The 24,322-nt window shown below is 61.5% G+C and carries 24 protein-coding genes and 1 pseudogene; 1 reads left to right on the top strand and 24 read right to left on the bottom strand.

Features of this window, described 5'->3' with window-relative positions:
• Positions 1-112 precede the first annotated feature (112 nt).
• The 24 genes and pseudogenes from KVT39_RS38720 to KVT39_RS35245 all read right to left on the bottom strand — a co-directional run.
• Positions 113-247, bottom strand: a pseudogene (locus tag KVT39_RS38720) (hypothetical protein); the annotation flags it as partial.
• Positions 248-634: 387 nt separating this feature from the next.
• Positions 635-1,645, bottom strand: coding sequence for a relaxase/mobilization nuclease domain-containing protein (locus KVT39_RS35355; protein WP_217591279.1), 1,011 nt, complete (start codon positions 1,643-1,645; stop codon positions 635-637).
• Position 1,646: 1 nt separating this feature from the next.
• Positions 1,647-2,087, bottom strand: a complete 441-nt coding sequence (locus KVT39_RS35350) for a plasmid stabilization protein (RefSeq protein ID WP_368858958.1) — start codon at positions 2,085-2,087, stop codon at positions 1,647-1,649.
• A 104-nt stretch (positions 2,088-2,191) separates the two neighbouring features.
• Entirely contained in the window at positions 2,192-3,715 is a 1,524-nt protein-coding gene (locus KVT39_RS35345) for an LPD7 domain-containing protein (RefSeq protein WP_217591277.1), read from the bottom strand.
• Between the two features lie 57 nt (positions 3,716-3,772).
• Positions 3,773-5,629, bottom strand: coding sequence for a PriCT-2 domain-containing protein (locus tag KVT39_RS35340; RefSeq protein WP_217591276.1), 1,857 nt, complete (start codon positions 5,627-5,629; stop codon positions 3,773-3,775).
• On the bottom strand, positions 5,626-7,341 hold the full coding sequence (locus KVT39_RS35335; RefSeq protein ID WP_217591275.1) for a type IV secretory system conjugative DNA transfer family protein: 1,716 nt from the start codon (positions 7,339-7,341) through the stop codon (positions 5,626-5,628). Before KVT39_RS35335 ends, KVT39_RS35340 begins: the two co-directional genes overlap by 4 nt.
• On the bottom strand, positions 7,338-7,712 hold the full coding sequence (locus KVT39_RS35330) for a hypothetical protein (RefSeq protein WP_217591274.1): 375 nt from the start codon (positions 7,710-7,712) through the stop codon (positions 7,338-7,340). The genes KVT39_RS35335 and KVT39_RS35330 overlap by 4 nt, the downstream gene beginning before the upstream one ends.
• An 8-nt stretch (positions 7,713-7,720) precedes the next feature.
• Entirely contained in the window at positions 7,721-8,839 is a 1,119-nt protein-coding gene (virB11, locus tag KVT39_RS35325) for a P-type DNA transfer ATPase VirB11 (RefSeq protein ID WP_217591273.1), read from the bottom strand.
• Positions 8,836-10,071, bottom strand: a complete 1,236-nt coding sequence (gene virB10 / locus KVT39_RS35320; protein ID WP_217591272.1) for a type IV secretion system protein VirB10 — start codon at positions 10,069-10,071, stop codon at positions 8,836-8,838. The genes virB11 and virB10 overlap by 4 nt, the downstream gene beginning before the upstream one ends.
• Positions 10,064-10,876 carry a TrbG/VirB9 family P-type conjugative transfer protein gene (locus KVT39_RS35315; protein ID WP_254640761.1) on the bottom strand — a complete coding sequence of 271 codons (813 nt, stop codon included), beginning with the start codon at positions 10,874-10,876 and terminating at the stop codon, positions 10,064-10,066. Before KVT39_RS35315 ends, virB10 begins: the two co-directional genes overlap by 8 nt.
• Positions 10,877-10,884: 8 nt before the next feature.
• Positions 10,885-11,583 (bottom strand): virB8 family protein, encoded by a 699-nt coding sequence (locus tag KVT39_RS35310; protein ID WP_217591270.1) that lies wholly within the window; start codon positions 11,581-11,583, stop codon positions 10,885-10,887.
• A gap of 209 nt (positions 11,584-11,792) precedes the next feature.
• Positions 11,793-12,488: a P-type DNA transfer protein VirB5 gene (gene virB5 / locus KVT39_RS35305; protein WP_217591269.1), complete on the bottom strand. Its 696-nt coding sequence runs from the start codon at positions 12,486-12,488 to the stop codon at positions 11,793-11,795.
• 16 nt (positions 12,489-12,504) lie between these two features.
• Entirely contained in the window at positions 12,505-13,674 is a 1,170-nt protein-coding gene (locus KVT39_RS35300; protein ID WP_217591268.1) for a type IV secretion system protein, read from the bottom strand.
• Entirely contained in the window at positions 13,674-16,139 is a 2,466-nt protein-coding gene (locus KVT39_RS35295; RefSeq protein ID WP_217591267.1) for a VirB4 family type IV secretion/conjugal transfer ATPase, read from the bottom strand. Before KVT39_RS35295 ends, KVT39_RS35300 begins: the two co-directional genes overlap by 1 nt.
• A 1-nt stretch (position 16,140) precedes the next feature.
• On the bottom strand, positions 16,141-16,461 hold the full coding sequence (locus KVT39_RS35290; RefSeq protein WP_217591266.1) for a type IV secretion system protein VirB3: 321 nt from the start codon (positions 16,459-16,461) through the stop codon (positions 16,141-16,143).
• An 18-nt stretch (positions 16,462-16,479) separates the two neighbouring features.
• Positions 16,480-16,776, bottom strand: coding sequence for a TrbC/VirB2 family protein (locus tag KVT39_RS35285; protein WP_254640764.1), 297 nt, complete (start codon positions 16,774-16,776; stop codon positions 16,480-16,482).
• Positions 16,777-16,869: 93 nt separating this feature from the next.
• Positions 16,870-17,541, bottom strand: a complete 672-nt coding sequence (locus KVT39_RS35280; RefSeq protein ID WP_217591264.1) for a lytic transglycosylase domain-containing protein — start codon at positions 17,539-17,541, stop codon at positions 16,870-16,872.
• Positions 17,538-18,002 (bottom strand): hypothetical protein, encoded by a 465-nt coding sequence (locus tag KVT39_RS35275; protein WP_254640763.1) that lies wholly within the window; start codon positions 18,000-18,002, stop codon positions 17,538-17,540. Before KVT39_RS35275 ends, KVT39_RS35280 begins: the two co-directional genes overlap by 4 nt.
• 76 nt (positions 18,003-18,078) lie before the next feature.
• Positions 18,079-18,921 (bottom strand): ParA family protein, encoded by an 843-nt coding sequence (locus tag KVT39_RS35270; RefSeq protein ID WP_217591262.1) that lies wholly within the window; start codon positions 18,919-18,921, stop codon positions 18,079-18,081.
• A gap of 754 nt (positions 18,922-19,675) precedes the next feature.
• Positions 19,676-19,927 carry an AlpA family transcriptional regulator gene (locus KVT39_RS35265; RefSeq protein WP_081052594.1) on the bottom strand — a complete coding sequence of 84 codons (252 nt, stop codon included), beginning with the start codon at positions 19,925-19,927 and terminating at the stop codon, positions 19,676-19,678.
• 280 nt (positions 19,928-20,207) lie between these two features.
• Positions 20,208-20,666: a hypothetical protein gene (locus KVT39_RS35260; protein ID WP_217591281.1), complete on the bottom strand. Its 459-nt coding sequence runs from the start codon at positions 20,664-20,666 to the stop codon at positions 20,208-20,210.
• 154 nt (positions 20,667-20,820) lie between these two features.
• Positions 20,821-21,813 carry a porin gene (locus tag KVT39_RS35255; protein ID WP_254640762.1) on the bottom strand — a complete coding sequence of 331 codons (993 nt, stop codon included), beginning with the start codon at positions 21,811-21,813 and terminating at the stop codon, positions 20,821-20,823.
• A 106-nt stretch (positions 21,814-21,919) separates the two neighbouring features.
• Entirely contained in the window at positions 21,920-22,474 is a 555-nt protein-coding gene (locus tag KVT39_RS35250; protein WP_111020982.1) for an amino acid synthesis family protein, read from the bottom strand.
• On the bottom strand, positions 22,471-23,883 hold the full coding sequence (locus KVT39_RS35245; protein ID WP_217591260.1) for an amidase family protein: 1,413 nt from the start codon (positions 23,881-23,883) through the stop codon (positions 22,471-22,473). The genes KVT39_RS35250 and KVT39_RS35245 overlap by 4 nt, the downstream gene beginning before the upstream one ends.
• A 128-nt stretch (positions 23,884-24,011) precedes the next feature.
• Here KVT39_RS35245 and KVT39_RS35240 point away from each other — a divergent pair.
• A partial coding sequence (locus KVT39_RS35240; RefSeq protein ID WP_217591259.1) for a helix-turn-helix domain-containing protein occupies positions 24,012-24,322 on the top strand: 311 nt, incomplete at its 3' end.

The following is a 24,322-nucleotide window of genomic DNA, read 5'->3' as shown; positions in this document are numbered from 1 at the left end:
CCGCCGCCCTTCGGGAACGCGGCGGTGACGAGCTGCAGCGGCGGCGTCGGGGTGGCGGTGGGTAGCGGGTTCATGGGGCATCCCTTCCTGGTCTTTGGCTGCTGCCGAGCGCTCAACTGGTGGCCGTATAACGCACCTGGATGATCACATCGTCCAGGCTCTCAAGCAGCGTCTTTACCCGGTCCAAAGCACTAGTCCTGTTGGTGTATGCAGGGAACTCCAGCTTCCATTTCGAGTCCACCCCCGTGCCCTCGAACGGCCGTGCCCATGCATGCGCGTATGCAGGTCAGATGCAGTGGAAGCGACACAATCAGACCCTGATCTGTCAGGGAGGTCATTTTAATGAAATATAAGTCCCATTTTCGGAAAGGGGGCAATCAATTATGGATGGCAAAAAATGTTTTGATAGCCCACCCGCGAGGTGTTGCACTTCGCCCTTGAAACTGCCCTGGAAGACCGCCATGAACCAATTCGCTATCCTTTACGCAGATCGATTCGTTCGGCCTTCCGTGTAATTGCTCCACCCGCCTTGAACACGGAAATCCTGACACCCCCGGTTCAACGGATCATCCCTTGGTTCCACGACTCCAGAAGACCACGGCCAGGTTGAACAAAAGACGCCACGCATCGGACATCAACGCTCCACATCCCGAGTCGCGTCGTCTAAACGATCTAAGTCCGGTCCCCGCCAGGTTGGCTGCTCACGTCCATTATCCGGATCGCGCGCGACCACTGACCGCTCTTGTTGCACCGGCATGGCCCCCACGAAGTACGCCATTTCAACGGCCATCAAGCGATCCTCGCGAACGCGCGATCTTGCCATCGCGTAAGCCATCTCGCGCCACGCGGTGAATACGCCGCCCTGCGCACCCCATCGTGCATCGCGCTGAGCATCAGTCGGCAACGGTTTCCAGTACCTCGGCGTTTCGCCGCGTGCGACCATATGAATGACAGCCTGCTTCGGATAGCGTTGCGTTATGCCGCGCGCACGCCGAGGCGTCGCATTCGCCTCGACTCCATACTCCCGCAGTTCCTCCGCAAAGCGCTCGCGCCATCGCTGCAGATCCTTGTGCCGCGGATTCAGGCGGCGCCCGTTAGGGCCACGTACCTGGACGCTCAGATGAACATGCGGATGCGCTTCATCTTCGTGCGCGGCGAAAACGTATGCACGCCCGTCGCCGAACTCAAGCGCCGCGAAATCGCGCGCCGCATCGCGTACGGCTTTTCGATCCGTTCCGGGCGGCATCGACAGCAGGATATTGAAAGTTTCACGCCGCGTACTGGTCTCCGGGATTCCCCAGCCGCCCAGTTGCCAGGTCTTCATGAGATCGCTCAGCGCATCCTTGCCTTCAATGCGGTTGCCGTTCTGATCTTCCAGTTCGATTCGGCCGTTACGGGAGATATAGCGCAAATGTCGACGTACGGCTCCCAACCCTTGCGCACTCGCCGCCTTGTTGGTGATCTTGACCATGACCTCCGGTGTACGCCCGAGCGTGCGGGCGACTCGAGCGCGCACGAGAGCGGCGGCGTTGCGAATATCCACATGTGAGAGCCGCGCTGCACGCGCATGTCGTAGTGGCTCCTGAAACAGGCGGTCACCCCAGTTGACGAGCATCGCATCGATATAGATTTTCGGGTAAGGCATATCAGCGGCTCCATCGATCAAGGTTCGCGCGAATGATGGCAGCCGTCGTACGCAAGTGTTCGTCAACGCGGCTGCGCAACTCCACCCATTCGCTCCGCAAATCCCGATTCACCGGCTCTGCCGAGTCGGCGCGTGCGAGTTGGCCCAACAACCGGCCGATCTCGGCAAGACGCTGATTTGATACCGCGAGGGCGTGCAACTCGGGTTCGCCCAACTGCGGCTCTCCGGTCATTTGCGCACGAATCAGTGACACGATCCATCGATTACTGTGTAGGCCCATCGCCGTCGCACGCCGTTCGACCGCTCTCCGTTCTGCAATAGTCAGCCGGATTTCGATACGAGTGCGCGGCTCCCCGACGACCGGTCGAGGTAAGTCAAACAAGATCGAGCCAGGTTCCCCGGCCGCATCGTCACGGATAGCGGTTACAACCAACTGGCGCACGCCCTCACCTGCAGTCAAACCGCGACGAGCGCACCAGTCGTCCCAAACTGACCTGAGTACACCGAGTTCGACGCACAGACGCTCGCGGCCGACCACGATTCACCTCAGCGAGATGGTGATAGCGGTGACGGTTCACCAGGCATTCGCTCGATCTCTCGGGTAGGCGTGCGTTCGGAACTCTGATGCTTGCGACGATTCCGGTCCGATGGCACGTTCGGATCAAACACCTTCGGCGTCGGTACCGGGATGCCCTCGCGCTGGAACGCGACCAGCATGCGCTCCGCACGCTTCTGTACCCGTGCAATGGAACGCTGGCTGAAACCCTGCTCGCGCATAGCTGCCGTCAGCACGGCCAGATGCAGTGCCCGTTCTTTTTCTGAATTGAGCGCGTCGTAACGGCCTTGAAGCTCTGGCTCCCCGACCGGGGCAACGTGTGAATCCGCAGATCGGGCTTCTTCGCCCGGCGGATTTTCTGATTGCCGCGCGACAGAAACATCACGCCCCCGCTGCGCGACTTCCACCTGCCACGTATTGCGGTAAACGTCTTTCTCGTCTTCGCCAATCACCCGTCCTTCGTCATTCAAAATCGGCACTCGAACCGTGACGAGGCGTTTGCCGAGATTCTCGAGCATCACCTGCTGCCCGATTTGAGCATTCGCTTCACGCACCGCGCGCTCGAGATCGACACCCCACACCACCTGATCGATTCCAGTCTCGTCGCGAAACACGACGTAATACGAGCCGCTGCGCGCCGGATTGTGTTGGTATGGTGCGCCACCATGCTCACGCAGTTCCCCGACGTAGCGCCGTGGACCATCGATCTCGTCGTGTGCACCGTTCCGGTTTCCCTCGGGAATAGCCGATTCAGAAGCGGCCGGACGGCGTGGTGCAAATGAAGGAGATGGGTTGACGGCCATCCTTGCGTCGACGCGAGGCGCGGATGAAACCATCGTTCGATCATCTAGGCGACCCGGTGCGTCCGCAACAGGCGGTGATCCGGCGTGCGCCGCCACCTCGATGCGATTGTCCAACCGCGCCTGCCGTGCATCCGCCAGACGCGCCAGATCAGCCGCTTTTGGCTCGTAGCCGCTCACCTCAATGCCGAGCAGCGTGCCTTGCAGCCACGCCTCACCGCGAAATACCTCGTGCCCGGACACTCGAATGCGCCGCCACGACTTCGCATGCGCCATGTCGATCATGGACTCGACTACGTCCGGGCGGTTGTGCTCGGTAACGAGATACGGCCCCAGATCTTCAAATGCGAGCTGATACGGTGCGTCCTTCAGGAAATACTGGTTGCCCGCGCGCAAGTAGCGCTTGCGTACGCGTTCAGGCGGTTGGTCGAGCGGCGCACGGCCTCGATTCGTCTCATCCGGTATCCCGTTCGGCGACGAAGTCTCGGCATGCTGGGCGACGGTGGCATCATCGCGGATCGCCTTCTCTCGCAATCTAGCCAGGGCAGCGTCGAAGTCCCGTCGGCGCCGGGCCGATACTGCCTCTTTAGCGGTCAGATTCAGCCTCTCCTGACGTTCGTCCAACGCAGTCTGACCGACACTATCGCGCGTCAAATCCTGTTCAATCATGTTGATAACTGGATCGGCTTCATCGGCGGCAATTCTCTGGGCCATGTCACCACCTCGTATTTTCAAGATCGGCATTGCACGTGCACACTGTACTGATGAGCCTTATCGGTCGGGCCTCGAACCAGTTTCGCGAGACGCGTCCTGTTCCCGCGACTTTTCGAGCGCGGTGGCCCGCGCCTCCCGGATGCGTGCCCAGGATCTCGCCTGCAACTGATCGAGCATCCCCTCCAGATTGGGGCTGTAATTCAGCTCGCGGGCGGATTTCTTCAGCGAACCGACCATGCGTTCGAGCAGGTCGCGGGCCCGGTCCCATGGATAGACCTTCGGCTGGCCGCCGTCGTAACCTACCTGTAACTCGGCCCCGTTCAGCCGCGCGTGTTCGTCCATCCATTTCAGACGCTCGGACACAAACGTCATCTGATCCTTGCGGTGGAACACGACACTACGCGTCGCGACCTCCTGCACCAGATAGTGTTCCGTGTTGAATACCTCGCCGCGATAGAGCCCGCCGTTCTCGCGCGGCGTGGCCATCCTGAGCGGCGAACCGAACCGGTGTTCAGCCAACGCCCTGACCTCGATCGGAACGTCGCCCACCTCGAACAGCGGTTCGCCTACCGGCGGTCGCGACAATGCAAACCTCGGCGGATCGGCAACCGGAGGGGCAACAGCCGGCGATACAGCAGCGGAAGGATCCGCCGATGGTGGTGCCGAACCGGACGCGCCATCCGCAGCCGGCACATCAGGTGCAGCCTGTTTTGGCGTACTGCGCTTCGAGGACCGGCGACGCGGCGTCCCTTCGTCGTCGGTTAATAGCTTTTCCTTGACATTGCCCATCTTTTCGCCCTCCTCATGCTGTCCCACCTCAAATACTGTCGTACCGGATACGGCGGAGATATCCGGTTGACCATGCGCCTTCTCAACAAGACGGACCGCGGCGTGCAGGCATTCGCCGACGGCATCAAAACCCGACAACACCGCCATGTCGCTGAAGTCGTTCGGCACGTTGCCGTCGATGCACGCGTCAACAGCAAACTCCGGCCAAGCCACGTGCGCCTGCGCTGCTTGCGCAGCCTGTCGCGCCTGCGTCTCACCGCGACCTAGTTCACCCAGCACGATCAGGTTCGCATCGGGAAATTTCTCACGCAGGCTCTGCGCCACCAGCCTCAGATTCCCGCTCGACAACGCCGCCACTGCGAACCAGTCCGTCGCACGTGACGCGGACAATGCCGTCGCCATGCCCTCTGCGATCAGAATCTGCGGCGATTCGTGTCCGAAAACGAGCGTTGGCGCCGTCATCCAGTACCCGCCCTTTTTCACACCGCCGGCCAGCGACGATTTCCGCCCGTGCTCATCGATCAGCTCCAGTGTCGAGATGGGCCCGTTCCAGACTGGCAGGATCAGCACACGCCCCGTCAGCGGTTCCTCCTCGCTGGCTGGCGTATAGCCAAGCAGCGCACGCAATTCAAGCGCATCCAGTTCACGCAGCGTGCAGGTCGGATCAAGATGCTTGCGCACAAGGTAGGGATGCTCCGGGCCGACTGGCCTCGCCCACGCCCAGATTGATGCTGCCTCGCGAGCTACTGCTGCATGACGCGCCTCACGCTGCTCCTCCTGCTTTGCGCGCTGCGCCAGCACCTCGGGCGAGGCTGCGGGTATGGCTGTCACGCGGTCGGGATAACGCGTTCGCTTCAGGTCAAAGCCATGCTGGCGTGCCTGCCAGAACAACGTGGCAAGCGTCTTGCCACCCGATGCGCTGACCGAGCGCCACGTGGTCCGAGCCGCACGCTCGTTATAGTTGGCGGCCGTCCGGCTCCACGCATCCCAAATTTCAAAACCTTCATCGCCGAAGCCCTGCTTGAGCGCGAACGCCATATCGACCCATGTCTCGTAGTCGTCGGCCGGAATCACCGCAAGTGCAGCACGCGCACGGTCTGCATCATGCACTTCAGATGTCGTCATTGCAGGACTCCCATACTGAGCGGGCCGCTCGCGGCTGCATGCCGCGCCGATTCAACAAGATCGAGTTCAGCCACATCCAAATCGGCCACGCTCAGGTGACGACTTGCCTGGACAACTTTGCTGGCCGGGACGCCCAGCAGCGTGAAATGCCGTTCCACGTAAGCCACGGCGTCCTCCTCACTGATGTCGGTTAGGTTCGGCGGCAGGTCACGTGGATCCCATGCCTGTAATACTTCGAGGTATTCGGACGGCAGACTGACGAGCCCCGCACCGTCCGGATCGATCTCATCGGGATGCAGATCGCGCAATCGGCGCTCGACAACCGCACTGAAATAGGCCATGTTCAGGGCCGGCACGGACGGCGCAGGCAGGACGCGCGACGCAAACTCGGGATCGCGCCAGTAGCAGATCTTGTCGGCCAGGATCGGCTTGGTGTTTTCGAGCAAGATGATTTCCTTGTCACGCCCCAGTTCCTTCAGTTCCTGCGGCAACAGCAACGGCCGACGCTGTTCCGATACGCTTTCGCTCGAGCCACCACGGCCAAAGAGCACATTGGAGCGGCTCACACTGCGCGACTGGCCGGTGAATGTACCGAGCATTTCCGAATAGTCGTTCGCGTCCTTCTGCTCGCGCGGTGCATAGATAATCTGCATTGCATGGTTCGTAATGAACGTGCGCGCGTCAGCCCGCCCGTACACCGATTCGAGCTGCGCGATCGACTGGACGATCGACAGCAAGCGCAGGTTGTAGCCCGCCATATAAGCGACCGCGCGCGCAATGATCTGGATCTTCCCGATCGATGTCATCTCATCGAGCAGCAGAAGACACTGAAATTGCAGCGTGGAATCGGCTTCAGGTAGTTGCTTCGTGTTCAGGTTGACGAGCTGCGAGAACACAAGATTGATGAGCAAAGCCGCTTCGGACAGATGGTCGGGCGTAATGCCGATATAAATCGACATGCGACGACGGCGCACGTCGCGCAAATCGAAATCGTTCGCACTGGTCGCCGCGTCGACGAGCGGATTGGCCCAGATTGTGAGTGGCGCGTTGAACGTCGCCAGCACGCTCGCCAGTACCTTGTCGTCGTTGGACAGGAAGCGATTCAAGGCATCGATGCATTGCCCCGAGAGCAGCCCACGGTGCCGGACCAGCGCACGTTGCAAGTAGCCCTTGACCGGCATGCCATTGCCCGACGATTGGCGTAGCACCTCCCCCATCGTGACGGGAAAGTCGGGGATCGACGCTCCCTTGCCGGCTCGGCGTGCGTCGCGCCATTCGCACAGCAGGAGCACGATGCCGAGGAACAGATTTCTCGCCTGGTCTTTCCAGAAGTCGTCGTGACCGCCTGCGGGATACAACGCGTAGCCGATCGCGAGGATGTCGCCCACCCGAAACAATCCATCGGAGATCGCCGACAGCGGGTTGTAACGATGCGTCCGACCATCCTCGGCAAACGGGTTGAACAAGTAAACATCCTGCCCATGTGCTCGGCGAAAGCCCGCCGTGGCAGCATAGTTTTCCTGCTTGACGTCGAGCGCGACGACCGAATCGGGAAAGGTGAGCAGATTCGGGATCACTACGCCAACGCCCTTGCCCGAACGGGCCGGCGCCGCGAGCAGCACGAACTGCTGGCCGGCAAACCGCAGGTAGCGCCCACGCCAGACCCCCACGACAATCGCCGGCGGAGTATTGAGGTGGGATCGGGTCGTCATAGCAGCCCCGCCCGGCGGATTTCTGACTCGCTCGCAAAGCGCGCGCTGCCATACAGACGGCGTCGACTCGCTCCCGCCCGTAGCACATGCAGGCCCAGGACCGGACCGCCGAAGGACAGGAGTACGGCCAACAGCGCAGCGCCCGCGAGTTGGCGGCCGATATTCGGCATCATCCCGTCTCGCCATGCCAGCGCCGCATCGAGCCAGCCCCACAGTCCTGCGTGTAACGGATTGATTCGCAGACTGGCATACAGGAAGAACGACGCGAGCCAGAGCGACGCAGCGATTCCCCCCATCAGGCAAGCCAGCACCGCCACCGTCAAGGCTGCCGTCCGGGTATGCTCGAGCAAGGGGGGAGCGATATGGTCCATATTCGCCCCTACACGAATGCGGTGCGCGCCTTACGCACCGGATCGAACCAGACTTCAGTCATGCCCCAGCGCCTACCGATCTGTTCACCCATCGCATTGAATATCGGGCGTGACTCCATGTGCGCAACAACATCGACGGTCAGGAACAGCAGCCTCTTGAGCGCGGCATCGTCCCAGGCGGCGGCCTCGGGATGTTCCTTCGCCATCAGCGCGAAACGCTCGATTGCGACGGTTGCATTGGGTGCGTGATAGCTCGTGATCGAACCCGCATGCCCAGTCGTCAGGAGCTTCAGGAAGTCGTAGGCTTCGGCGCCGCGCAACTCAGCCAGCAGCACACGATCCGGACGCATGCGCATTGCGCTCGCAATCAGATCTGCGGGTGTTACGCGAGCGTGTCCGTGCCCGCCCTTGCTGTACTGCAAATGAACGCAATTCTCGATGTGCCGGATAAACAACTCGCGAACGTCCTCGATCGTCACGATCCGCTCGGTTGCCGGAATCGAACGGCACAATGTCTTCATGAAACTGGTCTTCCCAGACCCTGTATTGCCGACCACCGCGATATTGAGCCGGTCCCTGACAGCGCGGTCGAAGAAGGCGCCCCAGTCGTGTGCGTCCAGGTTTTCGATAAGCTTTCGGTCGTCGGCTCGCAATGCTGACAACGCTGAATCGAGTCTGTCCGGCCGGCGCCATACCGTCTCGTCGAATAACCCCTCATCACGACACGCATCAAGCGTCTTTTCGTCGGAGGACGGACGACGGATCGTGACCGACACCGTTCGCCGCGGCACGACCGGCGGCACCACGATCTGGATACGTGCATCGTTCGGCAGCAGCGCGGAAAGGACCGGATACTGAGACGATATTTCCTGGTGGGTCAGCGTGGCCACTGCTACGGCGAACGACATCAACCGGTCAAAGTCAAGATCCTCGCAATCATGGCCATGCCAGCCGAGCGAGTCCTCGGTCAAAGCACGCTGTGGCCGATTGATCACCAACTCTGTCACGTCGGGATCGTCGAGCAGCAGCGCAAATGGACGCATCAGTTCACGAACCGATGCGTCCTCCGGCAGCCGAACCAGTTCGGGGTCACATGACGAATCCTGCCCGTGTGCGCGAATCGTCATCGCATCCCCTCCGGCTGCAGGGCATACACCGATCCGAAGTCCAGATCGCGTGCAATCACAATCGTGAACTCCGCACCCTGGTTCTGGGTGAGCGTCGGCGGAATATTGATCGTGCTATCAAGCACGCGCGTGGCCATGTCGTTACCCTGCTGTTGCGTGCTCTGGAACACCACCGAGCCGTTGGTATTGCCGCCGCGCGTAGACAGATAGCCGATTGCGTCCTGAACTGAGCCGAGCAGCAGCGCCGCGCCGAAGCGCTCGCGCCAGTGGTTATCCACATAACCGTCAATACCCATTCGGCCGAGCGCATCGGCCGCCGGCGAGTCGATTTCGACCGTGACGCCGTAGGGCGTCTTGATGCGGGCCGACAGCACGAACACCCGCTTCTGGCCCGGGGACAGGTTCGAGCGGTACTGGCTGTTGATCTGCGAACCCCGTTCTATCAGCACGACGCTGCCATCGTCGGAATACACGTTCTTGCTCACGGTACAGGTCGACAGGCCAGCCTCCGTCGAGTCGAACGCCGTGTCGCCCACGCAGTCGATCTTGGCGCCTTGCGCGAGCACCAGACTCCGATTGCCGAGCGTCCCGGCCTGAACACGCGGCGTAGCGCTCGGCGTCAGCGCCTGACCGAGTGAGCTGCCAGCTTGCCCCGATCCTGGCGCTAACGCGCCTGCGGCCCTCGTGACACCTGCTGCAGCTGAGGAAGTTGCGTCCGTCACCCCATCCGACTCCAGCACGCCGGGCTCACCACCCGCTGAACCCTGTCTACCGACCGTTTCGAGCAACGGCGCGTCGTAGTAGCTGCGAGGAACTGCAGCGCGTACGGTACGAGCAGGCGCGAGTGCCCCCGCCGTGGACGCGGGAAGAACTGCAACCGGGCTTGCGGGTACCGGCGCCGAAGCTGGGCCGCCGGCCGACGACGCGGGCAGCTCCTTGAACAGGCGTCCCTGAGAAGATGTGCCAGCCACCGCATCGCGCCGCGCCTTCGCTTCGGCATCGTGCCGCGCGAGGAAACCGTGCACGGTCCACACCGCGCCGAAGCCGACGACCAACACGATTCCGATCGGCGTCAGCCACCAGGCGCGTGGACGAGCACCGCGGTATTGCCCCAGTTCCGGCATACCGCGATCTGCGGAAATACTTGATGTCCCCTCGTCCTGGTCGTGTCCAGACAGCGAGCCAGCTGCATCGTCAGGCTCGATCACATTGCGCGGGGTATCGTCATTCATCACGATGGCTCCGCAGCACGCGCTTCACTCCGTTGACCGTCGTGCCGTCACGGGCCGGTACGCCGTCCATGTCGTAAGCGTCGTTCCAGATTCCAACGACCTCTGCTGCCAGCCGCAACACGAAACGCTTCGCCACCTCGTGCACAACGATCGTGTCGCCGTCGATGTGCTTGTCGACGACGCTCTCCGTGCCGTTGTCTGCCACCCGAAAGATCGCTGGCATGCGTCGGTTGTTCGAAATGCGCAAATAGGTAAAGCGTCCGTCGTCCCATGCCGCAGTCGGTGCGATATCGTCGGAGTTCGGCATGACCTGCATCGAATATCGTGCGTTACGCACGGCTGCTGGCTGCGCAAGACGTTTCGCGACCAGCTCGACATCCGAATTCCCCTGTGCTTGCTTGGCCAACTCGTCCAGATAGACGAACGTCACGCGATACATCACACGGCCATTGCCGAACTTCGACTTGCGCGGAAGCACGACCAGATCGAAGCTGTAGCTGTGACGATCGGTGCGGATTTCGAGATTCGAGTCGTGCGCGGCGAGCTGCGGCTTCAGGTACACGTCGTGATCGCCCTTGTTTGCCACGACCTGCCAGCCGTCCCGATCTCCGGGTGCGACGACCTGAATATGCTCGTATGGCCCCAACGCAATGTGCGTCGCGAAGCCACGCTGGGCCTCGACGCGCACCACGTCATCCGCTCGATAGATCACCTGGCGGACACGCGGGTCGTTGTTCCATCCGGGCAGATCAACCGCCCGCACCACACCTGCGAACAGTAGGCTCGCCAGCGCGGTGGCCAACATAAGTATTCTCATGGCGTGGCTCCTGAAGCGGATGCCGATGGCGTATATTCCGCATCCCGGCTATAGGCAGTGACCTTGAAGCCGAACGGATTGGCGATCGCCACGCTCTCGCGTGTGAACACCGGCGGTCGGTAGGTATAAGCCAGCGTGATCACGAAACGCTGCGCAGGCTCGGCATGAGCCTCGCCGTTCTTGAACGACGTGCGCTCGACATGCACGACCGCATGGCCCGGTTCGTCGGGTGGCAGCGTGATCGAAAGAATCCGGACGCGCCGTTCGATACTCGCTCCTAACTGCTGGTCCAGTGCGTCCGGACCGCTGTAAATACCGCGATAATCGCGGGCGACGGCGTCATCGCTCATCGCGAGCACGCTGTCATAGTCCATCTGCAGCAGTCCCCAGTCGTAGCGCTCGCGGGCTCGCACATAGTTCTCGACCCAGTGCTTGTCCTGGATTTCCTTTGTGTGCACATGGCGCGCGTCGAGCACGTCGATCACCTGGGATTCGCCCGTCAGGCGATCGACCTCGATCGGCAAGGGGACCACGCGATAGAACGGCACCATCACCGCAAGCGCAATGGCACAAAACACCGCGACACCGACCGCCGCATACGCGACATACCACGCACGTCGTTCAGAGCGCTCCTGGAGGTCAGTCAGCGACGCCTCGATGTCGAGCACGCGGCCATAATCGTGCGACGCGTTCATGATCGGTCTCCGACATCCGACGATGCCGGCTGGTTCGGAGCGGTGAGCACCGCGATTGGCCTGTCCGGGACGGGCGGCACGCGGTTGATCGGCACGCGATGCAAACCGTCCGGCAACACGGGTTTCGGTGGCACGCTGCTGCAAGCGGCCAGACTCCAGGCGAGGCACCCGGCCAACGTCAGTGAGCTCAGCTCGAACATGGCGTCACCTCAGTTTCCGAATGACACAGGCACCATACGGTCCTGTGGCCGGTTGGTCTTGCCCGCTCGGCTCAATACCAGTTCGCTCCGCTGTTCGGCCACGAGCTTGTCCTCGGTCTCGGCCAGCATCCGGAAGAGCTGCAGCTTCGTCATCTCGTTGCCGACCGCTGTCGATTCCGTCTGAATGCGCGCCTGTAGCTCGGCCACGCCCTTCGGATCCTGCGTCGCATTGATCTGTTGCGCCAAGCTCTGGATCTGGTTCAGCTCCTGCAACTCGGTCTGGTATGCCTGCAGGCCAAACGCCTTATCCTGGTAGGGCTTGTTGAGCGCGCGCTGGCACAGCTGTCGATCGATTCCGGTCTGATCCTCGCAGTTGTAAATCTGACTGGCCGAGCGCAACGCCTGCGCGCTGCCGGTCAGGCCCGCGTAACCACCGTTCTGGATGGCGGTATAGACGCCCTGCCAGTTCGATGGCAACGAGTTCGCGACGATCGGATTGCTCAGCAGCGCACCGAAGCCGCGTGTACCGACCGTCGACTGGTATATCTGGATTTCCTGCTGCACCTGCTGCTTGAGCTGACCGACAGTCGCACTGGCCTGCACCACGTTCTGCGCGTCATAGACTGGGATCCCTTGCGCGTGAGCGCCGGCGCACCACGCCGCCCACATGCATACGGCACGCAACCATCTGCTTCGTCCGTTCATGGTCGTCACCTCCCTCTCAACTGTTCTGCTGGTCCAAATTCGCGCGCGCCACGCGCTGGTAAGCCGGCGCTGCGCCGCCGCCCAATCCACCACTCGATCCGCCACCTAAACCGGTCCGGTCGCGAATCTCACCTCCGGAGCGCGGTCCTTGTCTGTTACGGACGAGCACCCGGCCGAGCGCCGTGACGAGACTTCGCGACGCCATGCCAGCCGCAAACGCCCCAAAACCCGATAGGGTTGCGCCGCCAGACAGGCCGGCCGCAACAGACGGCAACTGCCAACCGACCATCGCGAGGAACAAGCCGGTCGCAAACATGCCAATCGCGGCGGCGGCCGGAGCGGCATCGTCAAGGGAGGTGGAAATAGCTTGCATCAGGGCTGACGAGTCGGCACCGGGTGAACTGCTCGTCGCATGGAGCGAGGTGAGCTCGGCCGAGAACGCTGTGAGCGCCATACCGAGGAACGCTGCGACAAGCACCTGCAGCAACGCGTAATTGGCAAGCTTCGCGGTCCACGCTTCGAAAAACCGCGCGGTCGGCGCAAATGCCCCGCACGCGATGAAGATCGGGCCCAGTCCGAGCACGAGTTCGAGCAGCATCCTCGCCATCACCACCTCGAAGGCCAGGACAATCAAAAAGATCGAGCCACCGAGCGCGGCAATTAGGCCGCAGAGGAAGTCCCCCATCGCGGCGGCCAGACCGCTCGGGCTGATCCCCTCATGCGTCGCCTTGCTGAAGTAGGCGTCCATCACGAGGTCAACTTGCTGGTCGTAGCAGTCGAGCGTCTGATAAATGCTGGTCGCAGCAGCCTGCCCCGTCACGCTACTGCCATTGGTCGAGCCGCATCCCGGATTACCCCCACCCGTCGCGTTCGCGGCATTCTGGATTGTCTGGGCCAGCCCCGCCGTCGCACCGTTGACCGCACCAACGACGTGCTGCTGGTAGATCCCAGCGCTCAATGCAAACGCCAGCGTGATCGCCACTTTCAACCCTCGCCAAGCAAATGCCGGCACGGCCTCGTGGGCCTCGCCGCGTACCACCGCGAGACCATAGGCCAGCGCCCAGATCGTCACGGCCGTGGTCGCAACGGGCACGAGTGCCCCGGAAAGCGCCGACGACACATTCGTCACGTAGCTCGACATGCCGTTTTCAAGGGTGCCACCCACGGCGGTAAAGAGGCCGCTCATCACGCACCTCCCGGACCTGGCTTTGAAGACGGTCGCGCTCCGACCTGCGCCGCGCGGCGCTTCGCGAGCTCATCATGGAATACGGGTAGCCAATCCTGCGGTGCGTCGCCGACCTGAGCGCGGATCGTGTCGAGCAATTCCACGTTGTCGGTCGTGCCAGAGAGCACATCGAGCACATCGCCGAGCCCGGCGAGATCGAGCCGGCCGATCGCGGAGCGATGGCCTTGCTTGACGAGGAACAGGCGGCTGCTCTCGCCCAGGTTGCGCACGATATTGAATTCCGCTTCGGTCAGCTTGAAGCCATGCACGTAATCGTCGTAGTCGGCGCGCGGATTCGGCAGGAAGAAGAATGTCGCGCTCTGCTCGATCAGCGCACTCGCGATGTCACTGCGCAACACATCGGCCGGTGACTGAGTGTCGAAAATCCCAAGCCCGTTTTGTTTGCGGATCGTCTTCTGCTTGTTTTTGGCGAAATCCGTAAAGACAGGATCGCTGAGCCGCTTCCAGAATTCGGTCATCACGTAAATGAAGCGTCGACCGTCAATCAAGTGCTCGGTCCGATGCAGCAGGTACATCGTGACGGGCGTCGACACCTCGGTATCGTCCAGCAGCTCGGTATCGTCGAAACCAAACAGGTCCGCGTGCGCCAGATCGATGTGATCGGCCGGATTGTCCAACACCCAACCCAGACGCCCGCCCGCACACCATTTCGCCAGTCGCGCGTGCAAGCTGTTTTCAACGACGTTCGGCAAAAGCTGCCGTACCATCGACAGGCGGCGCAGCGGTTTATCCATACGTGCGACCTCGCGAACAGCACGCGAGATGTCGAGTTCGTCCTTCGCCGACATCGGCGCACCGATGTCGACGAGTTTGCGCACAAGGCGCTCCCAAAAGTCGATCACCAGTTCATCCGGCGCCATCTGGAACGGATTCAGCCCAGTTGGTTCACCGCGGCGGAATACCGTATAGGTCCCACCCATCGCACGAATCGCGATCTCCGTGCCGCGGTCCTTGTCAAACAGCACGGCTGTGATGCCATACTTGGTCGCCATGGCCAGCAGGAATAGCTCGAGCACCGTCTTGCCCGCGCCGGCTCGGCCGATGATCTGGGTGTTGGCAAGCGCCTTCTCGTCGAACGAGTCCTGCTTGTCCGGTGTCGCGTGGAAGTTCAGATAGAGCGGCTGGCCGCTCGGCGTCTTGACGATCGTGATCGCCTCGCCCCACGGATTACCGTCGCGTTTGCCGGTCGCGAAGTTGTGCAGACTCGCCAGGCCACAAAAATTGCGCGACGTGAGCTTTACCTCACGCGGCCGGTAGCGCCAGTTGGCCGGCAGTTGCGCGAACCACGCCGCATCAGCCACCAGATCGATCAGTGCCGTCTGGAAGCCGGCATCGGCCAGTTGCGTACGGGCTTTGGCGATGCCTCGTGACACTTCGTCCAGCGTGTCACCGAGCACCGCCAGCGAATAGTGGTACTCGCCGAGAACGAAATTCCCGTTGATCAGCTCATCGAGCGCCTGGTCGATCGCTTCGACCTGGGACACAGCGACATCTTCGCCGGCGATGAGCTGATTGCGCTGCCGCTCTAGCGCTTCCTTCCCTGTGGGTTTGTCCAGGATCGTAAAGCTCTGCGTCTCGATATACTCGAAGTCGCCGTACAGCAAGCCGTTGAGCATGCCTGGTTCGGTGTCTTCCGGATAATCCTTGAGGTCGAGCATCGCCGCGAAGCGCGTTTTCGTCGGCATACGAATCTCGACTTTCTCGGCACCGACAAACAGCCGCGAAATCGGCAGCGCCTCGCGAATCGGGCCGGCAGGCACTGGTTCACGCTCCCAGACTCCGTTGACCAGATAGCCGAGCAATTCCAGCGCCGACGAATAGCGGCGCGAGGTCCGCCCGACGAGGCTGGGCCGGCGATAAACGCCAAGCGCAATCGGCTCGTACGGTTTGAGGCTGGATTCAACCTGGGCGGCGAGCTCCGTCATGACCTTCAATGCGTCGATCTGATCGCGTCGGATATCGTCGCGCGTGCGGCGTGCCGCACGGCTGAAGACACGTCCCAGTCGCGTGCGGTTTGGCCGGTAGACCACCGTCAGATACAACTCGTTGGCCATCATCCGGTAGCCCGAAAAGCTCCCGTAGTAGCGTGTCGCCAGCTCCTCGCAAAAGCGATTGCGGTACTGGGTCGAAAACTGGTCCGACACCCGCCGACGCAAACGATGCGACCACAGCGACACATGGCCACCCGCGAGTCCACGCACGAACTGGTTGAACCCGTCATGCCGCGCGATGATATCGGCTGGATCCGCCGCCTCAAAAGCGATGCCGGCGATCTTCCAGATTTGCACGTAGTCGCCTTCACGCGTCTTGATAATGTGGTCGGTCACATGTGTCGAGTACGGGATATAGCCGGCAAGCGGTACTTCCCGGTTCGCGACGGACACGATCGGCATCTTTCCCGCCATCTCACGCCCTCCTCTTCAGGCGCACCGGCACATAGGCATGCACGCCCCAGAAGCGGCGATTGCGCTGGCACAGCGCCATACGAACGCGTCGCCCGTGCTGCGCGAGCCGCTGGTCGTCATGGCGCGTGATCCACCGCATCGCGACGAACACGGGAATCATCAGAAAGAGGATCGCGACGCCCAGCGGCGGACTGGCCAGAAGTGCCCATATGGCCGGAATCAGCATGCCGCCGCCGATCATCAGGAACGGAACCAGCGGCACCCCCCACAGCATCGCGGGACGCGTGCAGCCTTTGAAGACGGGATCTTTGAGTGCGTGCATGGTTCGGCGCCGCCCGGATCAACTCGTCGGGATCAACATGCCGGCGATGACCGTCGCGCAACCGACGAACAGGCCGCCGATAAACACATTCGCGATATCACCGAACCGGGCGTGCTGGAACATCATTCGAAATCCCGCCCAGATAATGGAAATCGAACAGATCACGCCGCCGACGCTCAACAGTGTTGTCTGGATCATGTTCAGCAGCGCATTGACCTGAGAGAGTTGCGCCCATGCCGGAACAACGAACATCAGGGACGAAGCGGCCAGAGCGATTGCGCGAGCCGTGCTTCGCCCGGATAGCAGTCTCACCATCCACACATCGACCACCAATTTATTGCATCGCATTCCTAAGTACATGTCAGACTCCGCGTCGATTGATCACCACCTGATTCCTAAAATGAAGAGCTAGAACACCACTGCACTCGCGTCCGGTTCGCGCTCCGGATCCGCAGCGGGCGACACCGCATCCACTCCGTCGTAATCCCGTCGCGATGGCTGCTGAATCAAAGATCGAGAGCGTGATGAACGGATAGGCGGCACAGAACCGATCGGTAAGACTGGAATAGGCACGATCTCCGGTACGGAAGACTTCAGCGTCGCGGCGTTCTCGACGACATGCTGTACGTAGCCCGTCCGGTAGCCGGTCGAGAAATTACCGCTCGCATAGCAGGACAGGCCCGCACGCAGAGCGGCTTGGACATCAGATTGATGATCGGTCAGTACACGGAACTCGCTGGCCTTCGCCGCCGCGCTAAAACAACGGTGGAGGATCGCCGCACCGGCTGCCAAGTTGCGGCACGGCTCAAACGCGTTCTCGGGGGTCATGCCGTAGGCCGGCCAATTCACCCGATTCACCTGCGCGAGTCCGACGCTGAAGTTCCAGCCGGTCCCCTCCAACGCACGTGCTGTCGCGACCGCTTCGGCGGCACTCAATGGCTGTCGACGCAACCGACCGTGTACGACGCCAATCGCGTAGGGATTGAATCCAGATTCGGTCCGCACGATCGCCGCCATCGTGGTCGGGTCGATCTGCGGCGCACAGCGTTGCGCGATGGACAAGAAATCGAGCGGCATCATCGATTCCTCCAACCAAGTCGATTGACCTGCTGCAGGTGATCCGCTGTCGAATTTCCAAGGTCATAGGTCGACGGTGCGCTGCCAGCGCCATAGAATTTCGTGACCGTCGGTCTCTGGTTTCCGACACGCCGCCAGATACGATCATCGAGTTGATAGTCGACCTTGGCGTTGATCGCACCAATTGCCAGGCACATGCGTTCGCTCTGCTCCGACCCGGCCCAGTACAACATGGGTTCTCGGCAATAGCTGGCGTCGGCGAACGTGTTGGTCGCCGATCCGCCTCGCGCGCCACCTGTAGCGAAATCGCAAGTTGGAAACGGATCACCGTGTCGCAGCGCGTCCCATAATCTTTCGATTGGCGGTTCGCATTCTGCGTACTGCTCCGGGCCACCCGGATTAGACAGACACAACATCACCTGACAGCCCCAATCGTCCGCATGCGTCACATCGGGCCACGCCATGAACGTGCCAAGCACGACGGCAAGCGAAACCACACCGAAGCGCACAGTTCGACGTATATTCGGAATCGACGTGAACTTACACATGACACGCCTCGCTCCATTCCGACTGCAACGGGGCCTCGCGTATGGCATCGAGTCGTCGAGCGATCACATCGAAACACGCGCTCATGGCCATCCATTCGCGATGAACATTCACATCGCCCTGGACAAGTTCCGCTACCGATATCCCACATGCCTGCGCCCGCGGAATGACGTCGAACCGAGGCAGCAACAGATGGCCTGTTGGACTTTGGTCATGCGGAACCAGCCATGCGCCCATGGGCACCTCGAACCAACCACGCCGAGTCTGCTGCGAGGTCGGCTCGATGCAGTTGGGCACGATTCCGATAAAGCAGAGCGACGGATTGAGGCGCGCACGTACATCGCGCACGCCCTTTTCGCCGTTGACAAAATCAACGATCGGCTCCAGCGCGTCTGGTGACAACGTAACTGGACTGATCAGCGCATCCGCGAGCGCTGCCGCGCATACGGCACGCAAATCAGGCCACGGTGAACTATCGATCAGACAGATGTCGAACAATGCGTCGACCTGGGACAACAAGTGTCGCAAGTTGGCGTAACAACGCGCGCCGACCGGATCGTCCCGATACGCAATGCCGGCGATGGTGGCTGCGGCGAGCACCCCAATGTACGGTCTGGCCGTGTCAGACAGTCGATTGCGCCGAACATTGGATGATGGGCACTTCGTCATGCACGCGCAGGTGCCGCGTGTGAGCGAAATGGCACTGCATGCCGGCTCGGCCAGATCAAGCACCAACACCCGGTATCCACGTACCAGACGAAGATAATGGGCGAACTGACACACGAACGTCGTTCTGACTGTACCACCATGAGCCGAAGCCACTAGAAGCGATTTCATGACCGTCTTTCCTCGGATGAGCTCCGAGCGTCGACGGCCGTCCATGAAAAAGAGAACCCGCGGCGTTACAAAGACCACCGCGGGTTCAACGGGAATCTTGAAACCCAACCAACAAACAAAAAGCCTGCGATTGGGAACCAATCGCAGGCCTTCTCATGTGCGCTACGGCACGCCTTTCACAGACATCGATGCATCGGGGCCGCTAACGCGTACTCGGTCGTGCTACGCACGTTGACCGGATCAGATTGTTGGCTTCACTGTAGGTCAGCCGTCACGGCGATTCAAGCGCCGACGCTCGCCAACAGAACGCATCTCGTTCCTAGTCGCGCCGCAATATTCCTTGCTGTTCCTATATTTATTTTTTGTTCGGCAAGAACGTGATCTTGTCCACGACTCACCATCGCGATGCGCCTGCGCTTCGCTCTGCATGAGCGCCTATGCAACTGAACTCGCCGAACATTCATTCCGCGAACGCTACTGTGTGAACTTGCCTTCCTCAAGGGCGCGGGCAAGCGCGGACCGCGCAGCACGGAGTTCGAAATCGAACAGATGACGTGGATGGCGAACAATCTTCAGTCGTCGACACACGACCTCCCGACTCGCATGCCAGAGGTAGACCATCCGCAGAACCTCCCGATGTCGTGGCTGCAGCGTTCGCCACGCCCGGGTTACACGTTCGGCATCGCTGGGATCGTACGCGCCGCGATTCGACTGCCCCCAATTGCGAAGACGCTCATCGAGTAACGGCGATTGCTCATCGTGCTTCACCGCCATCTCCCCTGTCCTCCGTCTCGTGCGCCTGTGATGCTCGATATCGCGACGGATCGGCCAGGAATTGCTCGATATCGGTCGCCCGCCACCCTACCATTCGTCCACCAAGCGGAATGGCAGGCGGAAACGTTCCGTCTCGCATGCGCTTATAGATTGTCGATCTCGATAGGCCCGTGCACCGCTCGACTTGTCGGCGGCGCAAGATCGTTCGTGTTCCATCATCATTCCAAGACATGATTGGCCCTCCATATCCGGCACGAACATGGCCGGAACTGAAAGGCATTCAAGCAGCAAGGATGACCAGATACCAAACCCGTCGTACCGACGGGACATTCCGTCGGTTAAAAATGGTGTCTCTCCAGAGATTGCACACGACATGCTCGTGATCCGTCGCAGCGAAGCCTGGCAACGCCATCGTGTTTCGATGCGACCTTTCCACAGTGACCGATGTGGTATTGGTCACGCGGAGGCTGAAAGGATGATCGCAGGATGCGCTTACGGTAAGCTGTTTGGCTTCACGGCGCCGCGCCCGACGTCGGAATGGGTGACCGGATCTGTCCGGTCATGAATCGTTGAAGGTCTTCCCAAGCGGTGCAGTACCTGTGCATCGGCACCGCCGCCAACTGCTCGTCATGGACGACCAACAGCTGCTCGATCGTGGACTGCTCGCGATCGAGCAACAACCAGGCAGCGCCCTGCTCCGCACGTGCAATGCAGGCCTCCAAAGCGGCCTCGGCTTGCCGGTACAGGTTCAAATCCGCCCCCGCTCCCGTCTCGTTGCGCATATAGAATGCGAGATAGACGACCCGTAGCAGACAACTAATTTGCTCTTCTCCCCCGTGACCAGCCCTTACAGCGGCCAGTGCCATATGATTTTCGAGGGACAGCGCTCGGACCTTCGCGGTCGGCAACGGCAGAAGGTCGCCTTTGGTAAGCGGCTTGCGCCCCGCGCGTCGGACTTTCGGCAAAACCATGAGCCATGAAGTGTTCGTGATGATGTTGGGACATGATACCGCGAGCCTCACGTCGAGGCAGAGCGCACCGTGCTCTGTCGAATCGATGCGTGCGCAACGCAGCCGAAGTCGGATACCCGCCCGGCTGCGTTCTGCTGCAATGAAGCGGCGCAACTTAGAACTTGACCCGCATCCCAGCGCCTACACTATTGCCAGTCGACACACCTGTGATCGTGTCATAACGCCAAGCCGCATACACATCGGTCCGCTTCGACAACGGGTAGTCGTAGCCGAGCGCGAGCGTCGACCAACGGAGATGATCTCCGACCGACTGTCGCCGCCGCGTTCCCGCCCACGACATCAGTACGCTTCCTAACCCTATCCGAACGCTTGCCCCGAGCTGCACCGTATCGTCCGTGACGCGATTGTTGTTGTCCACGCGCTCGTACTGGGCGAACAGCTTGACCACACTCCACCGATACGCGCCACCGACCATCCATGCAGTCTGCGTAGTGGCGCCGTTCAGAAACAGCGATGCCGTGTGCAGACTCTGCACGGCGGCCGTCGCCGAAAACGGGCCGCCGAAATACAAGACGTTCGCGCTGTAGTTGGCCTGCCCGGCATGGCCGGCAACGCCGGCATTGCTGTAAAGCAGGCTTCCGGACAGACCGGCGACCTCGGGTGTCTGATAAAGGAGCGAATTATCGATCGCCGTGTCGCTCTGGAGTGACGCAGCACCCATGCCCGAGCCAAGGAAACTATGCACGACAATCGGCGAGAAGACGAACGAGTTGCCGAACGGATTGAACAGCAGCGTCGACACGAACAGCGGCGCGGTATTACGCCCCAGCGTCAACGCTCCGAAATGGCCGCTCAGACCAACGAAGGCATTTCGCCCGAAAAATGACTGTCCAGGAAACGAGCCGGCCTGGCCGCCGTTGATGCGATAAAAGCTCTCGAGGGTAAAGATGGCCTTCATACCCCCGCCCAGATCCTCCGTACCGGACATCCCCCAGTACGAAGTCGTCATCCCGCCAGAACCGACTTGCCACGCGTTGCCGGCTGCACCAGCAGGATGCACTTCGCCAACGAATGCGTCGGCCAACCCGTACAACGAGACCGAGGATTGTGCGTGTGCGAACCCCGCGAATGTACACATGACCAACATCACCGCCCACCTCCCTGCGCTACCCCGAAATTTTCTTGCCTGCATGACGTCTCCTTCCTCCTTGTGATGTCTTGTTCGTGTCGTGCCGTCTTGGCATCGACACTGTTCAGTCCGGTCGCACACGCGCGAGCGGTCTACCCCTGTCGGCCAGCGCGATCGCCACCACGATCTCGTTCGGCGCTGGCGCATCGGCGAGCGTCAGCGAGACCGTGTCAAAGTGGTCAAAGCTCCACATGTCGGTGCTGCCGTGGAGCGGAATGTCCACACATGCGCCTGGCGCGGCACGTTTGGTCACCGACGGAATCAACGACGTGGCGCCTGGCAAGCTCTCGCGCATGGCCCTTCCCATACGGGGATGCAAGAGTGCCGCCGCACATTCGAGCGGTACCGCGCTGCCCACGAGCGCGGCCTTGCCGTAGGCCTGAATTGCCGACGGCGCGACATCCAGCGCCCATCGCGCCCGTCCGGTCAGCAACGTGCCAAGCTCAGCGCCCAGTTCATAGAGCGGCTCGAGCGCCGCGAGCGGCGCGTCCGCGTGCCAGTCGTCGAATCGGAGAACTGCTGCCGCCACGACCTGCCGATGTGGCGGGTCAACCGGTACGTGCAACTCGGTGCGCCGCTCGAGGAGGTGGACGACGAATTTGGTGATGGGCGGATTCATGTCAGTACCTCCACGCCCTCAGTCTGGCCTTGCATTGCTTCTGGTGGAGCCGGAAACGGGCCACGTGCGGACTCGTACGCCCGTGCCGCGCGCAGCACCAGCGCATCGCCGCCCGACGGCCCGATGATCTGTAGGCCCGTCGGCAACCCGCCAGGCAAACCACACGGCACGCTCGCCGCCGGCAACCCAGTCTGGTTGCACCACGACGTCAACGGCGGCGCCATGCGCGAGTGCTCGGGGCGCCCCTCCGCGAGCGGTGGGGCACAATGGAATGTCGGCGTGAGCAGTAAGTCGTAGTCTTCAAAGAACGCGGCCATCGCGACCGTGAGCGCGTGGCGCGCCTGAAGCGCATCGACGAAGGTCGAAGTGAGGACGCTATCGCCCGCTTCAGCCAACGCAGACACATCCGGATCGAGCTGCGGCCGCGCAGAGGGAGGAAGCTGCCGGGCCCTTTGCGCAAAGAAGACCGCCCACTGGATTGCGTGCATGCGACTCTCCAGATAGCCGTCCAGCGGCTTCACATCCGTTTCCTCGACCTGTGCCCCGAGCGCTTCGAACAGGCCCACCGCCTGACGGACACTCACGGTGATGTCAGGCTCAACCTGCACACCCGCAGGCGCCGGGCAATAGGCAATGCGCAATCCGGCGATGCCATCATCCAGACCGATGCGCAGATCGGAACAAGCAGAAGCCGGTCTTCGAGCATCGCTCTGGCGGGACATCACGGTCAGCATCAGCGCCGCGTCGTTTACGCAACGCGCGATCGGACCGAGCGTCGACAGGTGAGTCCAACTCACCGCCGCGCCAGCTGGTACCCGGTTGAACGACGGTTTCATTCCGACCACCCCGCTCCAGCATGCTGGGACGCGGATCGACCCACCGCCATCGGTGGCCAGCGACAACGGTCCCATGCCGAGCGCAACCGCTACAGCTGATCCGCCGCTGCTCCCGCCGGACGTGAGACGCCGATCCCACGGGTTACGGGTAATGCCAGTGAGCGGGCTGTCCGTGACGATCTTGTTGCCAAACTCTGAGGTCGTGGTTTTGCCGAACAGCAGTGCGCCGGCCTGTCGCAGTCGCGCGACCGCGGGTGCATCATCGGCCGCCGGCGCGCTGGGTGACGTGAGTGATCCATATCGGGTAGGCAGTCCGCGCACGGCGACGAGGTCCTTGACCGAGACCGGGACGCCATCCAGAAATCCACATGGCTCCCCGCGCATCCAGCGTTGCTCCGACTCGCACGCGGCGGCCAGCACGCTGGCCTCGTCGAGGCTGCACACGCCGTTGACAAGGGGATTGACGAGCGCGACCTGGTCCAGAACCGCGCAAATAACCTCGACAGGCGAGAACGAGCGGCGCCGGTAGCCGACCATGAGCTGCTCGACGTTCATTCCCAGTACGTCATTCATATGTATTCCTAAATAATTGAGAGAAATTGGAACGGCCGGCCTCAAATCTGAAGTGCAACACTCTCGCTATCCGGTAATGTCCGCGAATGGCAAAGAGAACGTACCAACAACTTCGAGCTGAAGAACGTATGCGAATCGATTTCTGGCGGGACGAGGGTTTGAGCTTGCGGGCGATCGCCCGCAAGCTCAAGCGCGCGCCGTCGACACTGAGTCGCGAGCTGGCACGCAATACGCAGACCAACGGCCTGTACTGCCCGCGTGTCGCCCAAGCGTCCCGCAACACTCGTCGGCAGGCCGCCCGGCCGACGCTGAAGCTTGCACCCGACTCGGTTCTCTGGGATGTCGTTTGCCAGCTTCTGCGCGAACGCCAGTGGTCGCCGCAGGAAATCGCGGCTACCCTGAAGCGGACCTTCCCCGACGATCCGAGCCTGAACGTGTC

The organism is Burkholderia sp. GbtcB21, from assembly GCF_019091065.1.
Classification (GTDB): domain Bacteria; phylum Pseudomonadota; class Gammaproteobacteria; order Burkholderiales; family Burkholderiaceae; genus Burkholderia; species Burkholderia pyrrocinia_C.
Note: the sequence above shows the minus strand (reverse complement) of the source record. Positions and strands in the feature narration are given on the sequence as shown.